Genomic DNA, 19846 nt, shown 5'->3' with positions numbered 1-19846 from the left:
CGTACGTGCCTACGCTGAACAGCGACGACGCCTGTGCGTACCGCGACTGTCCGGCCGTTGTCCGGTCTTGTCCTGCCTGTCCGCAAGTACTGCGGGGGTACCGGGCGTTGAGTAGGTCAGGTACGTCGGAAGTGGGTGCGCATGAGCGTGGACAGCGACGGAACGGAAGAGCCGGGCTGGGAGGTCGACCCGGAAGACGAACAGGGCGCGGCAGTCGTCGCCGCCGTCGGCCGCCAGCTGAAGGTCTGGCGGGAGACGGCCGGCTTGCGGGTCTCCGACTTCGCCGCCCGGATGGGGTACGGGGAGGACCTGGTCCGCAAAGTCGAGTCGGGCAAGCGGATTCCCCGCCCGGAGTACCTGGACAAGGCGGACGAGGTCCTACGGGCCGAGGGCCGCATCGCGTCCATGAAGAAGGATGCAGAACAGGCTTGCTACCCCAAGCAGGTGCGGGACCTAGCCAAGCTGGAGGCTCGCGCGGTAGAGCTGCTGGCCTACGGCAACCACAATTTGCACGGGCTGCTTCAGACAGAGGAGTACACCCGTTCTCTGTTCAGGACATGGCGGCCTTCGTACGAGCCCGACGAGATGGAGCGCATGCTTGCCGCGCGCATGGCCCGGCGGACCATCTACGACCGTACTCCCCCGCCCGCGCTGAGCTTCGTCCAAGAAGAGGCCACGCTTCGGCGGCCCATCGGAGGCACAATGGTTCTGCGCCGGCAGCTCGAACACCTACTGGAGGTAATCGAATTGCCGAATATCGAGTTTCAGGTGATGCCGACCCACACCGAAGACCACGCCGGCATGGGCGGTCTCATCCAGGTACTCAAGTTCGCAGACGGAACGGCAGTGGGCCGCTCGGACGGCGCCTTCTACGGGCGCCCTGTCTCCGACCCGAAGCAGCTCCATGTCCTCGAACTGCGATATGGCATCATCCGGGCCCAGGCTCTCACGCCACGGGAGTCGCGGGCCTTCGTCGAGCAAGTTCTGGGAGAAACATGATCCACGACCCCGAGCTGAAGTGGTTCAAGAGCAGCTACAGCGACAGCAGTGATGGAAACGACTGCGTCGAAGTAGCCTGGCGGAAGAGCAGCTACAGCGACAGCAGCAACATCAACGACTGCGTCGAAGTAAGGCGCACCCCCGCTGCCGTCCTCGTCCGGGACTCCAAGGACACCGCCATCCCGCACCTCACCTTCTCCCCCTCCGCCTGGGCCGGTCTGCTCACCCTGGCTCGGCGGTAGCAGCTCGCCGGAGCGGGGGCGGTAGGGGCGGGACCCGGCCGGATGTGAAGTGGTCCCTCCAGGCCGTCCCTCCCCCGGGGGCCGCCCGACAGTCCTTGTCGTTCCGGGGCGGGCGTCGGGGTCAAGGGTGGCCGGAGGCCATCGCGCAGCGACGCGACCGGAGGGAGCGCCCTTGACGCCGGCGCCCGCCCCGGGATGACGATGGGACTGACGGGCAGCCCCCGGGCACCTCACCACCCCGGTCCCGGCGAAACCCCGACCCCGACGCGACCGGGCCCGCTGCGCAACGCCACGGGCCCGGCCCTCACACCCAGCCAGCAACGTCAGACGCGGTCCGCCGCGATCAGCACGTACTGGAACGAGCCGTCCTCGTACGACTTGATGAAGGCCTCCTCGATGCCCGTCACCAGCGACGACGTGGCACGCAGCTTCCAGTACGGCAGGGTCTCCGGTGTCAGGTCGATGATCGCCTGGGGGACGAGGCGGTTGTCGGCCATGGCGCGGAGGTACTCCCGCCGGGAGTGGATGTTGCACTCGAAGTGGGCGTTGATCTGCGAGACCCACTTCGACGGCTGGCCGTAGCGGGGGTTCCAGCAGCCGGTGATGGTGACGTAGCGGCCGCCGACGGCGAGGACGCGGGAGTGCTCGGCCATGAGGTCGTGCAGGTCGACGTACATGCTGGACTCGTTGTTCCACGAGGCCGCGGCCTGGCCGGTCTCGAAGGGCGTGTCGAGCATGTTGCAGACGCGGGAGCGTACGGAGTCCGCGATGCCCAGTTCCCGCGCACGGTTGTTGCCGAAGTCGGCCTGCTTGGCGGACAGCGTCACGCCCTCGACCTTGCAGCCGAAGCGCTGGTGGGCCATGACCATGGTGCCGCCGCGGCCGCAGCCGGCGTCGACGAGGAGGTCGTCGCGGCCGATGGCGCCGAGGTTGTCGAGGAGGACGTCCGTCTGGGCCGACTCCAGGCGGTGGAGTTCGGCGATCAGCTTCTTCTCGTAGGCGCTGTCGGCCGGGTCGCCGAGGGCCTCGTGGTCGATCGCGCCGATGCCGTAGTGGTGGTGGTAAAGGCCGTCGACGTCGCCGAGGCGCAGGTTCACGGGCCTGGCCTCTTCGTTCCAGTAGCGGGCGATGTCGCCCTGGTAGGGGGTCGCCGGGGCCGGGATGAAGGCGGCGGTGGGGGCGGAAGCGGGAAGGTCGACGCTCGTCATGGGTAAATCCATTCTGCTTACCAAAAGTCGGGCAGGCTGTAGCGATAGGTGTTGGTCATGTGCCAGTAGTGGTTGCCGTCGACCCATACGGCCACGCCCCGCAGGAAGCGCGCGACGCGCGGGTCGGGGCAGGTGGCGGCGAGTTCGGCGGCGGCGGCCTCGAACTCGTGCATGAGCTCGTTGTGGACCTCGACGGCCTTCAGGTAGGCCTCCTTGCCGGAGAGGCCCTCCCGTTCGGCGATCACCACGGGCAGGTTCAGGTGCTTGCCGCGGGCGTCGAGTTCCTTGGTGTACGAGTACAGGTCGTTGGAGATGGTGGTGGCGTTCCCCGCGAGCGCGATCACCCGCTGCATGGCGGGCAGGGCGTGCAGTTCCGCGGGGAGTTCGTAGCCGCCGACCGTGTCGGTGATGGTGGGACACGGGCGGAAGTTGTTGAACTGCCGCATCGCCAGGTACTCGGACACCTCGGGGAGGTAGTCCGTCTCGGCCCAGGCGGCCTCCGCCAGGTAGCCCATGTGGAGGCGGGCCATGTCGTGCCGGAACCGGTCGGCCTGCGACGGCGAGGCCGCCCGTACGAAGTACTCCATGGCGGAGCGGTAGGAGCGTCGGGCGGCGTCCGAGAACAGTGACTCCGCCCAGGCCGGCTGGTACTCGCCGGTGGTGTGCACCGGGTCGAGGGCGGTGTGCGCCAGTAGCAGCCTCCCGCCCAGGCCGACGGGTGAGCCGCCGTGGTCCTCGCAGTAGACGTCGTCGACGACGTTCTCGGCGACCATCAGCCGCGTGGCCAGCATCAGGTGGTCGACGGTCGGGGCGTCCGGGTGGCAGGCGACCATGTAGCGGCCCACGGAGAAGCCGTCGAACTGGTCCTCCCACTCCGGCGGATAGGCCTCGACCTCGTCCACCGCCCACCGCTTGATCCGGTGGCTGACCTCCGCCACGCGGACGGGGTCGGGCTCGGGGACCGGGTGGTAGTAGAGGCCCGGGATCGGGCGGCCCTCCGCCGGGGCCGCCGTCGGCTCGGGCACCGCGGACGGGCCCGACGGGGCGGGCGGCCGGTCCGACAGCACGGCCAGCGCCAACGGGTGGGACCGTGCCACGGCGAGTGCCAGCGCCGGCACCGACGCCGACGCCGACGCAATGGCCGGCTCCGGCAGCCCGGGCAGTGCCGGCGCCTCCGGCGGAGCGACCGGGTTGGCCCGGCGCCCGACGTGGAGGCTGTCAGTGCCCAGGCCGCTGGGGCCGGACAGGATCCGCGCCAGCGCCGAGCCCGGCTCTGGCACTGGCACTGGGCCGGGCGTCGTCACCGCGTCCGGCACTGCCGACGCCGCCGACGCCGCCGGCGCGCGGGTGAACGGCGGCGAGGGCGGCCCGGAAGGCAGTCCGGTCCGGCCCGCGGCCGCGCTGCGGCCGAGGCCGTGAGCCGCGGCAGCGGTGGGCGGGCTCGACGGCAGAGGGGAAGGCCCAGGGTCGGGCATCCGTGTCTCCTTGGTGGGGTAGGGGGACCGTCCCGGATCCCCGGCGGACCCGGCCGGCCCGGAAGGGTCCGGCCGACCGGTGCCTCCGGGCGCGGGCCCAGGCGCAGGCCCGCGCCCGAGCCCAGGCGAGACGGCCCGAGCCCAAGTCCGAGCCCGGGCGAAGGGCCCGAGCCCAAGCCCGAGCACAGGGCCCGGGCGTCAGCGGGCCGGGGCGGGCCCGGGCTGCCGGAGGGGCTAGTCCTGCCTGCGGGCGATCTGTACGTTCTCCAGCACGCCGAGGGCGTCGGGTACGAGGACGGCCGCGGAGTAGTAGGCCGTGACCAGGTACGAGATGATCGACTTCTCGTCGATGCCCATGAACCGCACGGACAGCCCCGGCTGGTACTCCTCCGGCAGACCGGTCTGGTGCAGGCCGATCACGCCCTGGTTGTCCTCGCCGGTACGCATGGCGATGATCGAGCTGGTGTTCTCCTTGCTGATCGGGATCTTGTTGCAAGGGAGGATCGGGACGCCGCGCCAGGCCGGGACGGACTGGCCGCCCATGTCGACGTGGTCCGGGTAGAGCCCGCGGGCGTTGAACTCGCGGCCGATCGCCGCGATCGCCTTGGGGTGGGCCAGGATGAGCTTGGTGCCGCGGCGGCGGCAGAGCAGCTCGTCCAGGTCGTCGGGGGTGGGCGGGCCGGAGTGGGTCTGGATCCGCTGCTTGAAGTCGGCGTTGTGGAGCAGGCCGAACTCGCGGTTGTTGATCAGCTCGTGTTCCTGGCGCTCGCGCAGCGCCTCGATGGTGAGCCTGAGCTGCTCCTCCGTCTGGTTCATCGGCCCGTTGTAGAGGTCGGCGACCCTCGTGTGGACCCGCAGCACGGTCTGCGCGATGGAGAGCTCGTACTCGCGCGGGTGGAGCTCGTAGTCGACGAAGGTGGCGGGCAGCTCGGGCTCGCCGGTGTGGCCGGACGACATGGCGATCTCGGCTTCGCCGTGGCGGTTCTGCCGCTGGTGCGGGAGCGCGGTGAACCGTTCGATGTGGCCGCGCAGGGCCGGCGCCGAGGCCATGACGGCCTCGAAGTCGGCGCGGGAGAGGGTGAGCAGGGTGCCGGAGGTCTCGGCGGTGGCCGTGTAGTCCCAAGTGCCCTGGCCGTCCAGCAGGGCGTGCTCGCCGAACCGGTCGCCGTCGGCGAGGACGGAGACGGAGACCTCGTCGCCGTACTTGCCCTCGCCGGTCTGGCTGACCCGGCCGTGGGCGATCAGGTGGATGTGCTCCGCGCGGCCGCCGCGCTCCACCAGCACCTCTCCGGCGCGGAAGTCGCGCTGGACGCACCGGCCGGCGATCGCGGTCAGCACCTCCGTGTCGTCGAAGCCGCGCAGCATGGCCAGTTCGTTGAGCTCGCGGGGGATCACCCGGACCGTTGCGCCGTCCTGGACGAACTCGATCCGTCCGTCTCCGACCGTGTAGCTGAGCCTGCGGTTCACCCGGTAGGCGCCGCCCTTGGTTTCGACCCAGGGGAGCGTCTTCAACAGCCAGCGGGAGGTGATCTCCTGCATCTGCGGGGCGGACTTGGTGGTGGTGGCGAGGTTGCGGGCAGCTGCCGTGCCCAGGCTGGTCTGCTGCGGGGGTTCCAGCTGAGTCTCGGGGCTGCTGTCAACGGTCATCGACGAGCTCTCCTTCGCAAGGGGCGGCGACCGGCGCGTACCCGCACGTCACCGGTGAAAGAGGAGGAAAGGGGGCGTATATCCGGGAATCCGGCCAGATCACGGGGAACAGTAACGGCCTGCCGCATCGGCCGGGCCTTGTGAAGCCGCCGGAGTCGCCCGATGCGGTGATCTTGACCCGGTCGACGTTTAGCGGCTGATGGCGATTCGGTCGCCGGGCGGCCTGATCATGCTCCCGCACGCCCCGCGCACCCGCGCGCCCACGGGGCGTACGCGGGCACCGCTCCGCCCCTTCCCTCCGCGGCGACCGCACCCTAATCTGACGCACCGTCAGTCACGGGCTCGTGCCGGGAGGCGATCGCGCATGCTGCTGCAGGGAAAGACCGTCATCGTCTCCGGCGTCGGGGCCGGACTCGGCCACCAGGTCGCCGCGGCCGTCGTACGGGAGGGCGGGCGGGCCGTGCTCGGTGCACGGACCGAGGCGAATCTCGCCAAATCCGCCGCCGAGATCGACCCCGAGGGCGCCCACACCGCCCACCGCGCCACCGACATCACCGACGAGGACCAGTGCGCGGCCCTCGCCGCCCTCGCCGTCGAGCGGTTCGGCGGCATCGACGCCGTCGTCCACGTCGCCGCCTGGGACTCCTACTTCGGCGGCATCGAGGACGCCGACTTCGCTACCTGGGCCCAGGTCCTCGACGTCAACCTGCTCGGCACCCTCCGCATGACCCGCGCCTGCCTGCCCGCGCTCAAGCAGCGCGGCGGCTCCGTCGTCATCATCGGCACCCAGTCCGCCGTCGCCGCACCCAACGAGGTGCAGCAGGCCGCGTACGCCGCCTCCAAGGGCGCCCTCACCTCCGCCATGTACTCCATGGCCCGCGAACTCGGCCCGCACCGCGTCCGCGTCAACACCGTCCTGCCCGGCTGGATGTGGGGGCCGCCCGTCCAGGCCTTCGTCACCTTCACCGCCCACTCCGAGGGCGTCCCCGAAGCCGAGGTCCGCGACCGGCTCGCGGCCCGCATGGCCCTGCCCGACCTCGCCACCGACGGGGACGTCGCCGACGCCGCCGTGTTCCTCGCCTCCGACCGGGCGCGCGCGATAACCGGCCAATCCCTGCTGGTCAACGCCGGGGAGCTGATGAGATGACCGCCGGTCGACGCCCCGCCGGCGGGCCGCCGGATCGTATGCTCACCGCATGACCACTCCGAGTGACGCCCCGACCCAGAACGCGATGCGCCGCGCGCTCCGGCGCGCCCGCGACGGCGTCGCGCTCGACGCGACCGAGGCGGCCGTACTGCTCCAGGCGCGCGGCGAGGACCTGCAGGACCTCGCCGCGTCCGCCGCGCGCGTCCGCGACGCCGGGCTCGCGGCGGCCGGCCGCCCCGGTGTGATCACGTACTCGAAGAGCGTCTTCATACCCCTCACGCGCCTCTGCCGCGACAAGTGCCACTACTGCACCTTCGTCACCGTCCCCGGGAAGCTCCGCCGCGCCGGCCACGGGATGTACATGTCGCCGGACGAGGTCCTCGACATCGCCCGCCGCGGCGCCGCCCTCGGCTGCAAGGAAGCCCTCATCACCCTCGGGGACAAGCCCGAGGACCGCTGGCCCGAGGCCCGCGAATGGCTCGAGGCGCACGGCTACGACGACACCATCTCCTACGTCCGGGCCGTCTCCATCCGCATCCTGGAGGAGACCGGGCTGCTGCCCCACCTCAACCCGGGCGTGCTGAGCTGGGCCGACTTCCAGCGGCTCAAGCCGGTCGCCCCGTCCATGGGCATGATGCTGGAGACCACCGCGACCCGTCTGTGGTCCGAGCCCGGCGGCCCCCACCACGGCTCCCCCGACAAGGAGCCCGCCGTCCGGCTGCGCGTCCTGGAGGACGCCGGACGCTCCTCCGTCCCCTTCACCTCCGGCCTGCTGATCGGCATCGGGGAGACCTACGAGGAGCGCGCCGAGTCGCTGTTCGCGCTCCGGCGCACGGCCCGCGCGTACCACGGCATCCAGGAGCTGATCATCCAGAACTTCCGCGCCAAGCCGGACACGGCGATGCGCGGCATGCCGGACGCCGACCTCGACGAGCTCGTCGCCACCGTGGCCGTCGCCCGGCACATCATGGGCCCGTCTGCCTGCCTCCAGGCCCCGCCCAACCTCGTCGACGGGGAGTACGCCCGCCTCATCGGAGCCGGCATCGACGACTGGGGCGGCGTCTCCCCGCTGACCATCGACCACGTCAACCCCGAGCGGCCCTGGCCCCAGATCGAGAGGCTCGCCGAGCAGTCCGCGGCCGTCGGCTTCGAGCTGCGCGAACGGCTCTGCGTCTACCCGGAGTTCGTCCGCCGCGGCGAGCCCTGGCTCGACCCGCGCCTGCTGCCGCACGTACGGGCCCTCGCCGACCCGGAGACCGGCCTCGCCCGACCCGACGCCGAGGTCGTCGGCCGGCCCTGGCAGGAACCGGAGGAGGCGTTCACCGCCACCGGGCGCACCGACCTGCACACCGCCATCGACACCGAAGGACGCACCGGCGACCGCCGCGAGGACTTCGACCACGTCTACGGCGATTGGGAGGCCCTGCGCGAGGCCGCCGCGCCCGGCATGGTCCCCGAGCGCATCGACACCGACGTACGGGCCGCCCTCGCGCAGGCCGCCGACGACCCGGAGCGGCTCACCGACGCACAGGCACTGGCCCTGCTGCACGCGGACGGGCCCGCGCTGGACGCGCTGTGCCGCATCGCGGACGAGCTGCGCAGGTCGGTGGTGGGCGAGGACGTCACGTACGTCGTCACGCGGAACATCAACTTCACCAACGTCTGCTACACCGGCTGCCGTTTCTGCGCCTTCGCGCAGCGCCGCACCGACGCCGACGCGTACACGCTGTCGCTGGACCAGGTCGCCGACCGGGCCGCGCAGGCGTGGGACGTGGGCGCGGTCGAGGTGTGCATGCAGGGCGGCATCCACCCGGACCTGCCGGGGACGGCGTACTTCGACATCGCGCGGGCGGTGAAGGCGCGGGTGCCCGGCATGCACGTGCACGCCTTCTCCCCGATGGAGGTCGTCAACGGCGCCACCCGCACCGGCATGTCCGTACGGGACTGGCTGACCGCGGCCAAGGAGGCCGGCCTGGACTCCATCCCGGGCACGGCCGCGGAGATCCTCGACGACGAGGTCCGCTGGGTCCTCACCAAGGGCAAGCTGCCGACGGCCGACTGGATCGACGTCGTCACCACCGCCCACGACCTCGGCATCCGGTCCTCCTCGACCATGATGTACGGGCACGTCGACCAGCCGCGGCACTGGCTCGGGCACCTGCGCACCCTGGCCCGCATCCAGCAGGAGACGGGCGGGTTCACCGAGTTCGTGACGCTGCCGTTCATCCACACCAACGCTCCCGTCTACCTGGCGGGCATCGCCCGGCCCGGCCCGACCGTCCGCGACAACCGGGCGGTGACGGCGATGGCCCGGCTGCTGCTCCACCCGCACATCACCAACATCCAGACGAGCTGGGTGAAGCTGGGTGCGGAGGGCGCGGCGGAGATGCTCCGCTCGGGCGCCAACGACCTGGGCGGCACGCTGATGGAGGAGACCATCTCCCGCATGGCGGGGTCGGGCTACGGCTCGTACAAGTCCGTCCAGGACCTGGTCGCGGTCGCCGCGGCCGCGGGCCGCCCGGCCCGGCCCCGCACCACGCTGTACGGGGAGGTGCCGCAGGAGCGGCAGCGCGCGGCGGCCGCCTCGGACGGGCACCTGCCGGAGCTGCTGCCCGTCCTGGACTGAGGACGCGCCGCACCGGGGCGGGCCGCCGCGGCCGGCGGGGTGGACCGCGGCGGTACCGCGGTGTACGGCGGTCAGCCGACGAGGAGGTCCTTCTTCAGCTGCCTCACCTCGCGGGCTCGCGGCGGTCGTTGCCGGCCGGGTAGTCGGCCCGCACGCTCTCGCGCGGCACGCCGAGGGCGGTCAGCAAACGGGGCGTGGCCGAAAACGACCACCCCGAAGGCAAGCGACAAAACACGCCACTAGCGCATCACCGCACATCGGGCACCCCCTGCCCCCGGCGTCCCGCCCCCGCCCACACCCACCCCAGGACGCGATCCGGCCTTTCTCTGCTCACTTACGGGTCTCTTGATCGCCTTCTTCCGGTTCTGATCAGGCGTGTCCACTACAGTGCGCGCCAGAACACGCGGGGCAGTCGGGGGGCACCACGATGGACACGGCAACGAACGCGGCAACGAACACCACCACAACACCGCCCACAGCAACGCCCACACCAGGAACAACAGCACGACCCACCACCCAGGGCGGCACCCTCGGCGGCCGCTCCCCCCTCGCCACCGGCCTGTGGGGCCGCACCGAACAACAGGACTTCCGCAGCCGCGTCCGCGGCACCCTCCTCGGCTCCGCCATCGGCGACGCCCTCGGCGCCCCCGTCACCGGACTCTCCCTCGACGACATCCGCAGCGCCCACGGCCCCGCCGGCCTGACCGAGCCCGCGCCCGCGTACGGCCGCCCCGGCACCGTCACCTCCCGCACCCAGCTCACCCTCTTCACCGTCGACGGCCTGATCCGCGCCCACGTACGCCGCGACGCCGGCGCCTGGCACCCGCCCACCGACGTCCACCGCGCCTACCTGCGCTGGGCCGCCACCCAGCACGACTGGGGCCCTGACGAACGCCGCGAGGACGACGGCTGGCTCGCCCGCCAGGAATGGCTCTACGCCCGCCGCGACCCCGACCGCACCTGCATGACCGGCTTCGCCGACACCACCCGTGGCACCCTCGACCGCCCCAAGAACCCCACCGCCCGCGACACCGCCGCCACCACCCGCTCGGCCCCCTTCGGACTCCTCGTCGGCTGGGAGCCCGCCCTCGTCCTCCAACTCGCCGTCGAATGCGCCGTCCAGAGCCACGGCCACCCCACCGCCTACCTCTCCGCCGCCGCCCTCGCCGTCATCGTCCACGGCCTCACCCGCGGCGACACCCTCGACACCGCCACCCAGCGCACCCTCGGCCTCCTCGGCAGCCGCTCCGGACACCAGCCCGTCACCGACGCCCTCCAACGCGCCCTCACCACCGCCGCCTCCCGGGCCACCCCCTCCCCCGAAACCGTCGCCTCCCTCTCCCCCGGCGAGGGCGGCGACGCCGAGGACGCCCTCGCCGTCGCCGTCTACTGCGCCCTCGTCGCCGAAGACGTCCCGCACGGGCTGCGCCTGGCCGTCAACCACGGCGGCGACTCCTCCGCCACCGGCACCCTCTGCGGGGCCCTCCTCGGCGCCCTCCACGGTGAAACGGCCCTCCCGGCCGCCTGGCTCGCCGAACTCGAAGGCCGGGCCACCGTGCTGGAACTCGCCGACGACTTCGCCCTCGAAATGACCCAGGGCCCCGCCCTCCACGGCCCCGCCGTCTCCGCCCCCGCCTGGCTGGCCCGCTACCCCCGCGCCTGACCGGCCCGCCCCCTGCCGCCGACCGGCCGATCCCCGTAGCGTGTGTCCCACCCGTCACGGAGGTGCCCACGCCCATGCGGATCGCCACGACCGTCTTCCTGACCGACCGGACCGTCACCCCCGTCCGTCTCGCCCGCAGCCTGGAGGAACGCGGCTTCGCCGGCCTCTACCTGCCCGAGCACACCCACATCCCGGTCTCCCGGGACACCGCGGCCCCCATGGGCGGCGAACTCCCCGAGATGTACGGGCGCACCCTCGACCCCCTCGTGGCCCTCGCCCAGGCCGCCGCCGTCACCGAACGGCTCCGCCTCGGCACCGGCATCACCCTGGTCGCCCAGCACGACCCGATCGTCCTCGCCAAGCAGATCGCCACCCTCGACCACGTCTCCGGCGGCCGCCTCACCTTCGGCGTCGGCTACGGCTGGAACGTCGAGGAGGCCGCCGACCACGGCGTCGACTGGCCCACCCGCCGCGAACTGGTCCGCGACCGCATGGCGTTGATGCGCTCCCTGTGGGCCCCCGAGCCCACCGCGTACGTCGGCCAGTTCTCCTCCGTCCAGGCCAGCCAGGCCCACCCCAAGCCGGCCCAGCCCCCGCGCGAACTCGGCCCCGGCCAGCCCCTCCACGGCCCGCGCACCCTCCTCGGGGGCGCCGCCGGGCCCAAACTGTTCGCAGCCATCGCCGACCACGCCGACGGCTGGCTCCCGATCGGCGGCGGAGGCCTGACCGAATCACTGCCGGCCCTGCGCCAGGTCTGGGAGGCCGCGGGCCGCGACCCGAAGACCCTCCAGGTCGTCCCGTACGCGGTCCACCCCAACCCGGGCAAGCTCGCGCACTACCGGGACCTGGGCATCGAGGAGGTGGTCCTCCAACTCCCCTCGGCCGACGAACCGGAGATCCTCCGCACCCTGGACACATACGCCCAGTACCTCTGACCACCCCAGGAGGCCGCCGGGAGGAGGCCGCGGGCGGGGACGGAGGGCGGGAGAACCCGGGGAGGGCGCGGGGGCGCGGGGAGGGCGGGGAGGGCGGAAGCCGACGGCCCGGCAGCGCGCCCTCCTCTCGCCCCGTCACCCCGCCTCACCCCACCCCGCCCCACCCCGACCCCGGTCCTCACCCCCGCCCAGCCCTCACCCGTACCCTCACTCCGTGATCACTTCTCGTACCCACGTTCGTGTCGCGCGCCCCAGCCTCGACCTCGGGGCGGCCGAGCGGTTCTACGTCGGCGGGCTCGGGCTCGCCGTGCTGTGGCGGAACAGCGAGCCGGGGCCCGGGGAGCACGAGCTGCTCATGGTGGGTCCGGCCGACGGCGGCTGGCACTTCGAGCTCACCCGGGACCCCCGCAGCCCGCTCGCGCCCTCACCCACCGTGGACGACCTGTTCGTCGTCTACCTCGGCGAGCCGCCCGACGAGGCACTCGTCGAGCGGCTCCTCGCCCACGGCGGCACCCGGGTCACCGCCCACAACCCGTACTGGGACGAGTACGGCGTCACCATCGCCGACCCGGACGGCTACCGCCTCGTCCTCTGTTCCCGCGCCTGGGGCTGACGACCGACGACCGAGCCCCGCCACCGCCACCGCCACCGCCACCGCCCCTACGGGAGCGCGCTCCGGCCCGGCCAGAACTGGGACAGGGCCGCCTCCTTGTACGGGGCCGGGCTCACGCTCAGTTCCCCCGCGAACGGCCGGTCCAGGACCATCACCAGCAGCAGGCTGAAGCCGATCAGACCGGCCACCGCCGAGACGAACAGCAGCTGCATCTTCAGGCTGCGCAATCCGAAGAGGAAGGTGAGCGGGAGGATCACCAGCGCGCCCCCGTACACCAGCAGCTGGAGCAGCATCGGCAGGGAGGTCCCGGCCATGTCGAGGCGGGCCCGGCGCTGGGCGGCGACGTCGTTGAGGCGGTCGGCGGCCTGCTCGTAGAAGGTGGTCGTCCGGGTGCCGGTGGGCTCGTACGCCTGCAGCGCCTGGTAGAGGCCGTGGGTCTGTTGCGCGGTGGCGTCGTAGCTGGGGCGGCCCTCGCGCATCAGCGGCCACTGCACTTCGACGACGGAGTGGACGTACGCGCCGACCGCCTGCTCGACCCGGGTACGTTCCTCCGGCGGGAAGGCCTCGGCGCTGCGGACGATCAGGGCCAGGTCGGTGGCCTCGCTGGAGACGACGCCCTGGGCGTTCTCGAGCTGGGCCCACAGGGTCACGACCACGAACGCGAGGATGATGCCGTAGATCGCGCCGAACATGCCGAGCGCGACGCCGACCATCTCGTTGTGCTCGCCGCCCGCGAGGTGCGGGAAGCGGCGGCGGGCGGCGAGGCTGCCGGCCACGGCCAGGCTCGTGAAGCCGCCCACCACGAGGAGGCCGAGGGTGAGGGTGGAGCAGGAGTTGAGCAACCACAGGAGCATGCGCTGATCAACGAGCCGGCGCCCGCGAGGTCAGTGCTCGGGCCGGCTGTTCCGGCCCGCCGCCGCCCCGGTGCCGCCCCCGCCCGCCGAGCTACTTGACCGACGGCGCCTGCGGCATCGTCTGGAGGGCGCTGCCCGCGCCCGCGAGGGAGGTGTTGGTGGACCGGGCGGCGGAGCCGGTCACGGCGCCGGTGACGGCCAGGGCGGTCTTGGTGTCCTCCACGGCCTGGCCCGGGTGGTCGACGATGCCGCCGACGCGCTTGGCGAGCGGGGCGGCCGCCTGGAGGCTGGCGTTGTCGGCGTGGGCGGCGCCCGCGGCGAGGCCGAGGACTCCGGAGGTGAGGGCGAGGGCGGCGAGGCCGCGCCGCACGGCGCCTGCGGTGCCCGCTGCGGTCTTGGCGTGCTTCGCGTGCTTGGGGTTCTTGGCGTCCATGCCCGGTCCAACGACCTGCCGGGCCCGGGGGTCACCCCCGGGCCCGGCAGATCGGGCGGCTCACGCCCCTGCGTCAGTCCTCGGTCCGCAGCCCTCGATCCTCATGCTCAGTGCTCAGTGCTCAGTGCTCAGTCCTCCACGACCAGCGACGGCGTCGACTTCGTCAGGACCTCGCCCCGGAAGAAGGCCGGGCTGCGGCGTTCGGTGACCGCCATGACGACCAGGCCGAGGCCCAGCAGGCCGACGCCGATGACGAAGACGCTGCCGACGCCGAGGACGGTGGAGCCGGAGCCGTAGGCCGGGTCCCACATGTCGATCAGGGTCTTGAAGAAGACGGCGGCGAGCAGCAGTCCGCCCAGGACCGGGAAGACGCCCTTGAGGAAGAGGTCGCGGGTGCTGCGGCGCAGCTCGCCGCGGAAGTACCAGGCGCAGGCGAAGGCGGTCAGGGAGTAGTAGAAGCAGATCATCAGGCCGAGCGCGAAGATCGTGTCGGTGAGGACGTTCTCGCTGACCAGGGTCATCACGGTGTAGAAGGCGCCGGTGGCGACGCCCGCCATGACGGTGGCGCGGCCGGGGGTCTTGAACCGGGGGTGGACCTTGGCGTAGGAGGGCGGCAGGGCCTCGTACGTGGACATGGCGAGGACCGTGCGGGCGACCGGGATGAAGGTGGTCTGGAGGGAGGCGGCGGCCGAGGCGAGGACGGCGACGAAGAGCAGGATGCCGAGGACGGGGCCCATGACGGGTCCGGCGAGGGCGGCGAAGACGTTGCCGGAGGTGTCGGCGTTGGCGAGGCCGAGGCCGGTGGTGCCTGAGCCGACGGCCATCTGGGCGGCGATGCCGGTGGCCAGGTACGAGCCGACGAGGACGACCATGGCGATGAGCGAGGCGCGGCCGGGGGTCTTGGCGGAGCCGGTGGTCTCCTCGTTGGTGGCCAGGCAGGCGTCCCAGCCCCAGTACATGAAGATCGAGAGGGAGAGTCCGGCGGTGAAGGCGCCCATGGACTCGACCGCGAAGGGGTTCATCCACTGCCAGGAGAAGTCCAGCCCGGTGTCGAAGGCCGCGGCGCCGGATCCGCCGGCGCCGCCGGTGGTGGCCTTCTGGAAGGCCATGACGACGAACACGGCGAGGACGGCGAGTTGGAGGCCGACCAGGGCGTACTGGACGCCCTTGGTGGCGGTCATGCCGCGGTAGCTGATGGCGGTGGCGACGGCGACGAGGGTGAGGCAGGTCGCGATGTGGACGAGCTTGTCGTCGTCGAGGGCGGCCACCGAGTCGCTGCCGGTGATCTCGCCCGCGAGGAGCCAGAAGTAGGAGGTGGCGACGCCGGCGAGGTTGGAGAGGACGATGATCGTGGCGATCACCAGGCCCCAGCCGCACATCCAGCCGATCCGCGGACCGAAGGCCTTCACGGTCCAGGTGAAGGAGGTGCCGCAGTCGGGCATGGCCTTGTTGAGCTCGCGGTAGGCGAAGGCCACCAGGAGCATCGGGAGGAAGCCGGCCAGGAACACGGCGGGCATCTGGACGCCGACCTCGCCGGCGGTGGAGCCGAGGGTCGAGGTCAGGCAGTAGACGGGGGCGACGGTGGAGATGCCGATGACGGCGCTGCCCACCAGTCCCACGGACCCCTTGCCGAGGCCCTTGCCGCGTACGTCGGCGACGTCGCGTGCCGTGTCTTCGGCTCGGGGCCGAACGTCCAGCTGAGTCATGCCACAGGACGGTAGATCCTGCGATTTCCATATCCGGAGGTCTTAGATCCGGATCTCGGAACGGTAAATCCCCTTGGAATCCTGCGGCGCGACGCGTTCACCAGTCGGCAATGAAAGGTTCACATGCGGGTGTTACCCCCGGTTCAGAGGGGCCCGGAACGCCTTTCCGATATACGGAAACCGCAGCCCTGCCCGTTTTGCCCCTTCCAAAACTTTCCCGTGCCGGTTTTCGGCCGCGAAGTTTGGCGCGGACATGCCGGTCGACCTAGGCTCCGACGATCAAGGTCATCGACACGGGGGACACATCGTCATGCATTCCAGGACGGCCGCCAGAACGGCCACCGCCGCGGCCACGGCTCTCGCCGCCCTCCTCACCCTCACCGCCTGCGGAGGCGACGACGACGCGGCCGTCGGGTCCGGCATCGCCGCGATCGGCGGCCTCGAGGGCGGGAGCGGAAGCAACGGCGGGGCCGCGAAGAAGGGCAACGGCCTGGGCTTCAAGGGGCTCGTCAAGGCCGGCTCGATGGCGGAGGCCGCCCGCATCATCAACGGCTACACCAAGTGCGACCGGATCAGCTCCACCAAGAGCGACTCGTCGAGCTCCGACAGCGAGGACGCCAAGTACGACAGCAAGACGTACTCCGTCAGCGAGCGCGGCTACTGCGGACGCCGCAACGCCACCACCATCTTCATGATCAGGGACCCCAAGGTCTTCCAGGCCGCCTTCAAGGCCGAGGTCGACAAGGACCACGCGGACGGCAAGACCGGCAACATCAACAGCGGCCCCATCGTCGGCCAGGACTTCGCCACCGGATCCGAAAGCTCGGACGCCATGAGCGCCCTGCTCGCCCCCGGGAGCGGCATGCTGGTGCTCAACTGCCACCCCGGCTTCAACCCGCCGAGCGGATTCCGCAAGGAGCCGGCCCTGGTGAAGGGCTGCGTCCTCACCGACTACTACAAGGACTGAGGCGGGGCGAGGCGGGCGGGCCCGGGCGGAGAGCCCCCGCCGGGCCCCACCCCGGCCCCCGGCCCTCAGCCCTCAGCCCGCCCAGACGATCGACTGGACCTCGCTGTACGCGTGCAGTGCGTACGAGCCGACGTCGCGGCCGACCCCGGAGCGCTTGAAGCCGCCGAACGGCGCCTCCATGTTCCGGCCGATCGTGTTGACCCCGACCCCGCCCGCCCGCAGCCGGCGCGCCACCCGGAACGCGCGTGCCGCGTCCCCGGACCACACGTAGCTCAGCAGCCCGTAGTCGCTGTCGTTGGCCAGGGCGACGGCCTCGTCCTCCCCGCCCTCGAACGGCACGACGACGACCACCGGCCCGAAGATCTCCTCCCGGACCACCCGCATGTCGCTCGTGCAGTCCACCAGCAGCGTCGGCGCGACGTAGAACCCGCGCCCGCGGCCCGCGGCGCCCTCCACCACCGGGCGCGCCCCGCCGTACGCCAGGCGCGCGCCCTCCTTGCGGCCCAGCTCGACGTACGCCTCGATCCGGTCCCGGTGCGCGGCCGAGATCACCGGGCCGACGACCGTGCCCGGCGCCGCCGGGTCGCCGACCTTCATGCGGCCCAGGTAGGCGGTCAGCTTCTCGACCAGCTGCGCGTACACCGCCCGGTGCACGATCACCCGGGTCGGGGCGGTGCAGATCTGGCCGCTGTAGAAGGAGAAGGTGGTGCCGATCCCGGACACCGCCGCGTCCAGGTCCGCGTCCTCGAACACGACCGCGGCGCCCTTGCCGCCCAGCTCCATCAGCTGCCGCTTCATGGAACGGCCGCAGACCTCCGCGATGCGCTGCCCGACCGCCGTGGAGCCGGTGAAGGACACCATGTCCACGTGCGGGGAGGCGACCGCGGCCTCGCCGACCTCCACCGCCTGCCCGCCGACGACGTTGACCACGCCCCGCGGCACGCCGGCCTCGGCCAGCGCCTCGGCCATCCGGAACACCGACAGCGGGTCCTGCGGGGCCGGCTTGACCACCACCGTGTTGCCCATGGCCAGGGCCGGGGCCACCTTGCCCGCCGGATTCGCCCAGGGGTTGTTGTACGAGGTGATGCAGGTGACCACGCCGACCGGCTGGCGCACCTCCAGCGCCCCCAGCACGGCCGCCCTCCCCATCGGCCCCGCCTCGGTGACCTGCGGCGGGAGGCCCCGCTCGACCGGCTCCAGGGCGCCCTTCGCGTACCGCCGGAAGCGGGCCACCCCGACCCCGACCTGCATGCCGCGTGCGATGCCCGTCGGGGCGCCGGTCTCCGCCCGGGCCAGCTCCGCCCAGGGCTCGAACTCCCGCTGGACGATGTCCGCGGCCCGGTCGAGGATCGCCGCCCGCTGCTCCGGCCGGGTACGCGACCAGCCCTCGAAGGCCTCGGCGGCCGCCTCGGCCGCCTCCAGGACCTGCGCGGGCGAGGCCTCCGGCGCGAGGCCGACGACCGACTCGTCCGCCGGGTTGACCACCTCGTAGTGGCCGCCCGCCGGCTCCACCCAATCGCCGCCGATGAACAGGCGCTGCCCGTCCCGGTCCTGCCCGCCGCGGCCCTGCCCTGCGCCGGTCCCCGTCACCGGGTGCTCACCGTCCTCGTGTCCCGGCCCGACCGCAGCACGGTCCCCGGGACCGCGCCCGTCACCCGGTCGTCGCGTACCGTCTCGACCCCGTTGACCCGCACCGACACGATCCCGACCGCCCGCGCGTCCAGCCGCGGGCTGTCGCCCGGCAGGTCGTGGACCAGGGTCGCCGGCCCGGCCTCGATCCGCTCCGGGTCGAACAGCACCAGGTCCGCGTGCCACCCCTCGGCGATACGGCCGCGCTCGCGCAGCCCGAACAGCCGGGCCGGGTCGTCGGTGAGCATGCGTACCGCCTGCTCCAGCGGCAGCAGCTTGCGGCCGCGCAGGCAGTCCCCGAGGAACCGGGTCGTGTACGGGGCCCCGCACATCCGGTCCAGGTGCGCGCCCGCGTCCGAGCCGCCCAGCATGACGTCCTCGTGCTGCCAGGTCTCGGCGCGCAGCGCCCAGCTCGCCGGGTCGTTGTCGGTCGGCATCGGCCACAGCACCGTGCGCAGGCCGTCGTTGGCGCAGATGTCCACCAGGCAGTGGAAGGGGTCCTGGCCGCGCTCGGCCGCTATGTCGCGGACGACCCGGCCGGTGAGCCCCTCGTTCTCCTTGCTGTACGTGTCCCCGATGACGTACCGCCCGAAGTCGGCCAGGCGGCGGAACACGCCGGCCTCCTTGCTGTCGGCGCGGCGCAGCATCTCCGCCCGTACGTCGGGGTCGCGCAGCCGGGCGATCCGCTCGGGCACGGGCAGGCCGAGGACCTCGCCCCAGCCCGGGATCAGGTTGAGGGCGCAGAAGGTGCCGAGGGACATGTTCATGGGGGTGAGGATCGGCATCGTCAGTGCGACGATGCGGCCGCCGGCCTTGCGGGCGCGTTCGCTGGGGACCAGTTGGCGCGGGACGCGCTCGGGGACGGCGGCGTCGATGGTGAGCACGTTCCAGTTGAGGGGGCGGCCGGCGGCGGCGCTCATCTCGACGAGCAGGTCGATCTCGGCGTCGGCGAACTGGTCGAGGCAGCCGGCGACGATGGCCTCCAGCTGGGTGCCCTCGTGTTCGCCGACCGCCCGGGACAGGGCGATGAGTTCGGCGGGCTCGGCGTGCCGGGAGGCGACCGGGGCGCCGTCCCCGTCGGAGTGGGTGGCGGACTGGGTGGTGGACAGACCCCAGGCGCCCGCGTCCATGGCCTCGTGCAGGAGGGCGGTCATCTGCTCCAGCTGGGCGGGGGTGGGCCGGCCGCCGGTCGCCTCCGCGCCCATGACGTGGCGGCGCAGTGCGCAGTGGCCGACCATGAAGCCCGCGTTGACGGCGATCCGCCCTTCCAGGGCGTCGAGGTACTCGCCGAAGGAGGACCAGGTCCAGTCGACGCCCTCCTCCAGGGCGGCCAGGGCCATGCCCTCGACCTTGCTCATCATCCGGCGCGTGTAGTCGGCGTCCTCGGGGCGGGCCGGGTTGAGGGGGGCGAGGGTGAAGCCGCAGTTGCCGCCGGCGACGGTGGTCACGCCGTGGTTCATGGAGGGCGTGGCGTACGGGTCCCAGAACAGCTGGGCGTCGTAGTGGGTGTGCGGGTCGACGAAGCCGGGGCAGAGGACGAGGCCGGCGGCGTCCTCGCTGGTGCGGGCCTCCTCGGTGACGGAGCCGGGGGCGCCGATGACGGCGATGCGGCCGTCGCGGATGCCGACGTCGGCGGTGAACCGGGGGGATCCGGTGCCGTCGACGACGGTGGCTCCCCTGATCAGGTGGTCGAGCATGACGG

At 72.4% G+C, this 19846-nt stretch carries 16 protein-coding genes; 8 read left to right on the top strand and 8 right to left on the bottom strand.

The window, feature by feature from the left end; translation table 11 throughout:
• The first annotated feature begins 141 nt into the window (after nt 1–141).
• Together ACSHWO_RS19875 and ACSHWO_RS19870 are read left to right on the top strand one after the other, a co-directional pair.
• Nucleotides 142–999: a helix-turn-helix domain-containing protein gene (locus ACSHWO_RS19875; RefSeq protein ID WP_438313481.1), complete on the top strand. Its 858-nt coding sequence runs from the start codon at nt 142–144 to the stop codon at nt 997–999.
• On the top strand, nt 996–1241 hold the full coding sequence (locus tag ACSHWO_RS19870) for a DUF397 domain-containing protein (protein WP_438313479.1): 246 nt from the start codon (nt 996–998) through the stop codon (nt 1239–1241). Before ACSHWO_RS19875 ends, ACSHWO_RS19870 begins: the two co-directional genes overlap by 4 nt.
• 323 nt (nt 1242–1564) lie before the next feature.
• Here ACSHWO_RS19870 and ACSHWO_RS19865 read toward each other — a convergent pair whose 3' ends face one another.
• The 3 genes from ACSHWO_RS19865 to ACSHWO_RS19855 all read right to left on the bottom strand — a co-directional run bounded on the left by ACSHWO_RS19865 (nt 1565) and on the right by ACSHWO_RS19855 (nt 5571).
• A complete protein-coding gene (locus tag ACSHWO_RS19865; RefSeq protein ID WP_385806089.1) occupies nt 1565–2449 on the bottom strand; it encodes a geranyl diphosphate 2-C-methyltransferase in 885 nt (294 codons plus the stop codon).
• 17 nt (nt 2450–2466) lie between these two features.
• Complete coding sequence (locus ACSHWO_RS19860; protein ID WP_438313477.1) at nt 2467–3924, bottom strand: family 2 encapsulin nanocompartment cargo protein terpene cyclase; 1458 nt, start codon at nt 3922–3924, stop codon at nt 2467–2469.
• Nucleotides 3925–4158: 234 nt separating this feature from the next.
• Nucleotides 4159–5571 (bottom strand): family 2B encapsulin nanocompartment shell protein, encoded by a 1413-nt coding sequence (locus ACSHWO_RS19855; protein WP_385806094.1) that lies wholly within the window; start codon nt 5569–5571, stop codon nt 4159–4161.
• A gap of 364 nt (nt 5572–5935) precedes the next feature.
• Here ACSHWO_RS19855 and ACSHWO_RS19850 point away from each other — a divergent pair, with 364 nt between their 5' ends.
• The 5 genes from ACSHWO_RS19850 to ACSHWO_RS19830 all read left to right on the top strand — a co-directional run bounded on the left by ACSHWO_RS19850 (nt 5936) and on the right by ACSHWO_RS19830 (nt 12555).
• The gene (locus ACSHWO_RS19850) at nt 5936–6718 is read left to right on the top strand and encodes an SDR family oxidoreductase (protein ID WP_385806096.1); all 783 of its coding nucleotides are present in this window, start codon (nt 5936–5938) and stop codon (nt 6716–6718) included.
• Between the two features lie 49 nt (nt 6719–6767).
• A complete protein-coding gene (locus ACSHWO_RS19845) occupies nt 6768–9344 on the top strand; it encodes a bifunctional FO biosynthesis protein CofGH (RefSeq protein ID WP_438313474.1) in 2577 nt (858 codons plus the stop codon).
• A gap of 559 nt (nt 9345–9903) precedes the next feature.
• On the top strand, nt 9904–11007 hold the full coding sequence (locus ACSHWO_RS19840) for an ADP-ribosylglycohydrolase family protein (RefSeq protein WP_438319171.1): 1104 nt from the start codon (nt 9904–9906) through the stop codon (nt 11005–11007).
• 74 nt (nt 11008–11081) lie between these two features.
• Nucleotides 11082–11942, top strand: a complete 861-nt coding sequence (locus ACSHWO_RS19835; protein ID WP_385806100.1) for a TIGR03619 family F420-dependent LLM class oxidoreductase — start codon at nt 11082–11084, stop codon at nt 11940–11942.
• 214 nt (nt 11943–12156) lie between these two features.
• Nucleotides 12157–12555 carry a VOC family protein gene (locus tag ACSHWO_RS19830; RefSeq protein ID WP_361095532.1) on the top strand — a complete coding sequence of 133 codons (399 nt, stop codon included), beginning with the start codon at nt 12157–12159 and terminating at the stop codon, nt 12553–12555.
• A gap of 47 nt (nt 12556–12602) precedes the next feature.
• On the opposite strand, the gene ACSHWO_RS19825 is transcribed toward ACSHWO_RS19830, so the two are convergent.
• The 3 genes from ACSHWO_RS19825 to ACSHWO_RS19815 form a co-directional block, all read right to left on the bottom strand.
• Complete coding sequence (locus ACSHWO_RS19825) at nt 12603–13409, bottom strand: DUF4239 domain-containing protein (RefSeq protein WP_438313472.1); 807 nt, start codon at nt 13407–13409, stop codon at nt 12603–12605.
• A gap of 91 nt (nt 13410–13500) precedes the next feature.
• Nucleotides 13501–13842 (bottom strand): hypothetical protein, encoded by a 342-nt coding sequence (locus ACSHWO_RS19820; protein WP_438313470.1) that lies wholly within the window; start codon nt 13840–13842, stop codon nt 13501–13503.
• Between the two features lie 128 nt (nt 13843–13970).
• Complete coding sequence (locus ACSHWO_RS19815) at nt 13971–15548, bottom strand: APC family permease (RefSeq protein WP_438313468.1); 1578 nt, start codon at nt 15546–15548, stop codon at nt 13971–13973.
• 310 nt (nt 15549–15858) lie between these two features.
• Here ACSHWO_RS19815 and ACSHWO_RS19810 point away from each other — a divergent pair, with 310 nt between their 5' ends.
• Nucleotides 15859–16515, top strand: a complete 657-nt coding sequence (locus ACSHWO_RS19810; protein ID WP_361095544.1) for a hypothetical protein — start codon at nt 15859–15861, stop codon at nt 16513–16515.
• A 72-nt stretch (nt 16516–16587) separates the two neighbouring features.
• Here the strand turns inward: ACSHWO_RS19810 and ACSHWO_RS19805 are convergent, their stop codons facing one another.
• On the bottom strand, nt 16588–18105 hold the full coding sequence (locus ACSHWO_RS19805) for an aldehyde dehydrogenase family protein (protein ID WP_438313466.1): 1518 nt from the start codon (nt 18103–18105) through the stop codon (nt 16588–16590).
• The gene (locus ACSHWO_RS19800) at nt 18102–19841 is read right to left on the bottom strand and encodes an N-acyl-D-amino-acid deacylase family protein (RefSeq protein ID WP_438313464.1); all 1740 of its coding nucleotides are present in this window, start codon (nt 19839–19841) and stop codon (nt 18102–18104) included. Before ACSHWO_RS19800 ends, ACSHWO_RS19805 begins: the two co-directional genes overlap by 4 nt.
• Between the last annotated feature and the right edge of the window lie 5 nt (nt 19842–19846).

Origin of the sequence: Streptomyces pallidus (ex Mingjun et al. 2026), from assembly GCF_051550185.1 — a bacterium.
Classification (GTDB): Bacteria; Actinomycetota; Actinomycetes; order Streptomycetales; family Streptomycetaceae; genus Streptomyces.
This window is presented reverse-complemented; position numbering and strand designations above follow the sequence as displayed.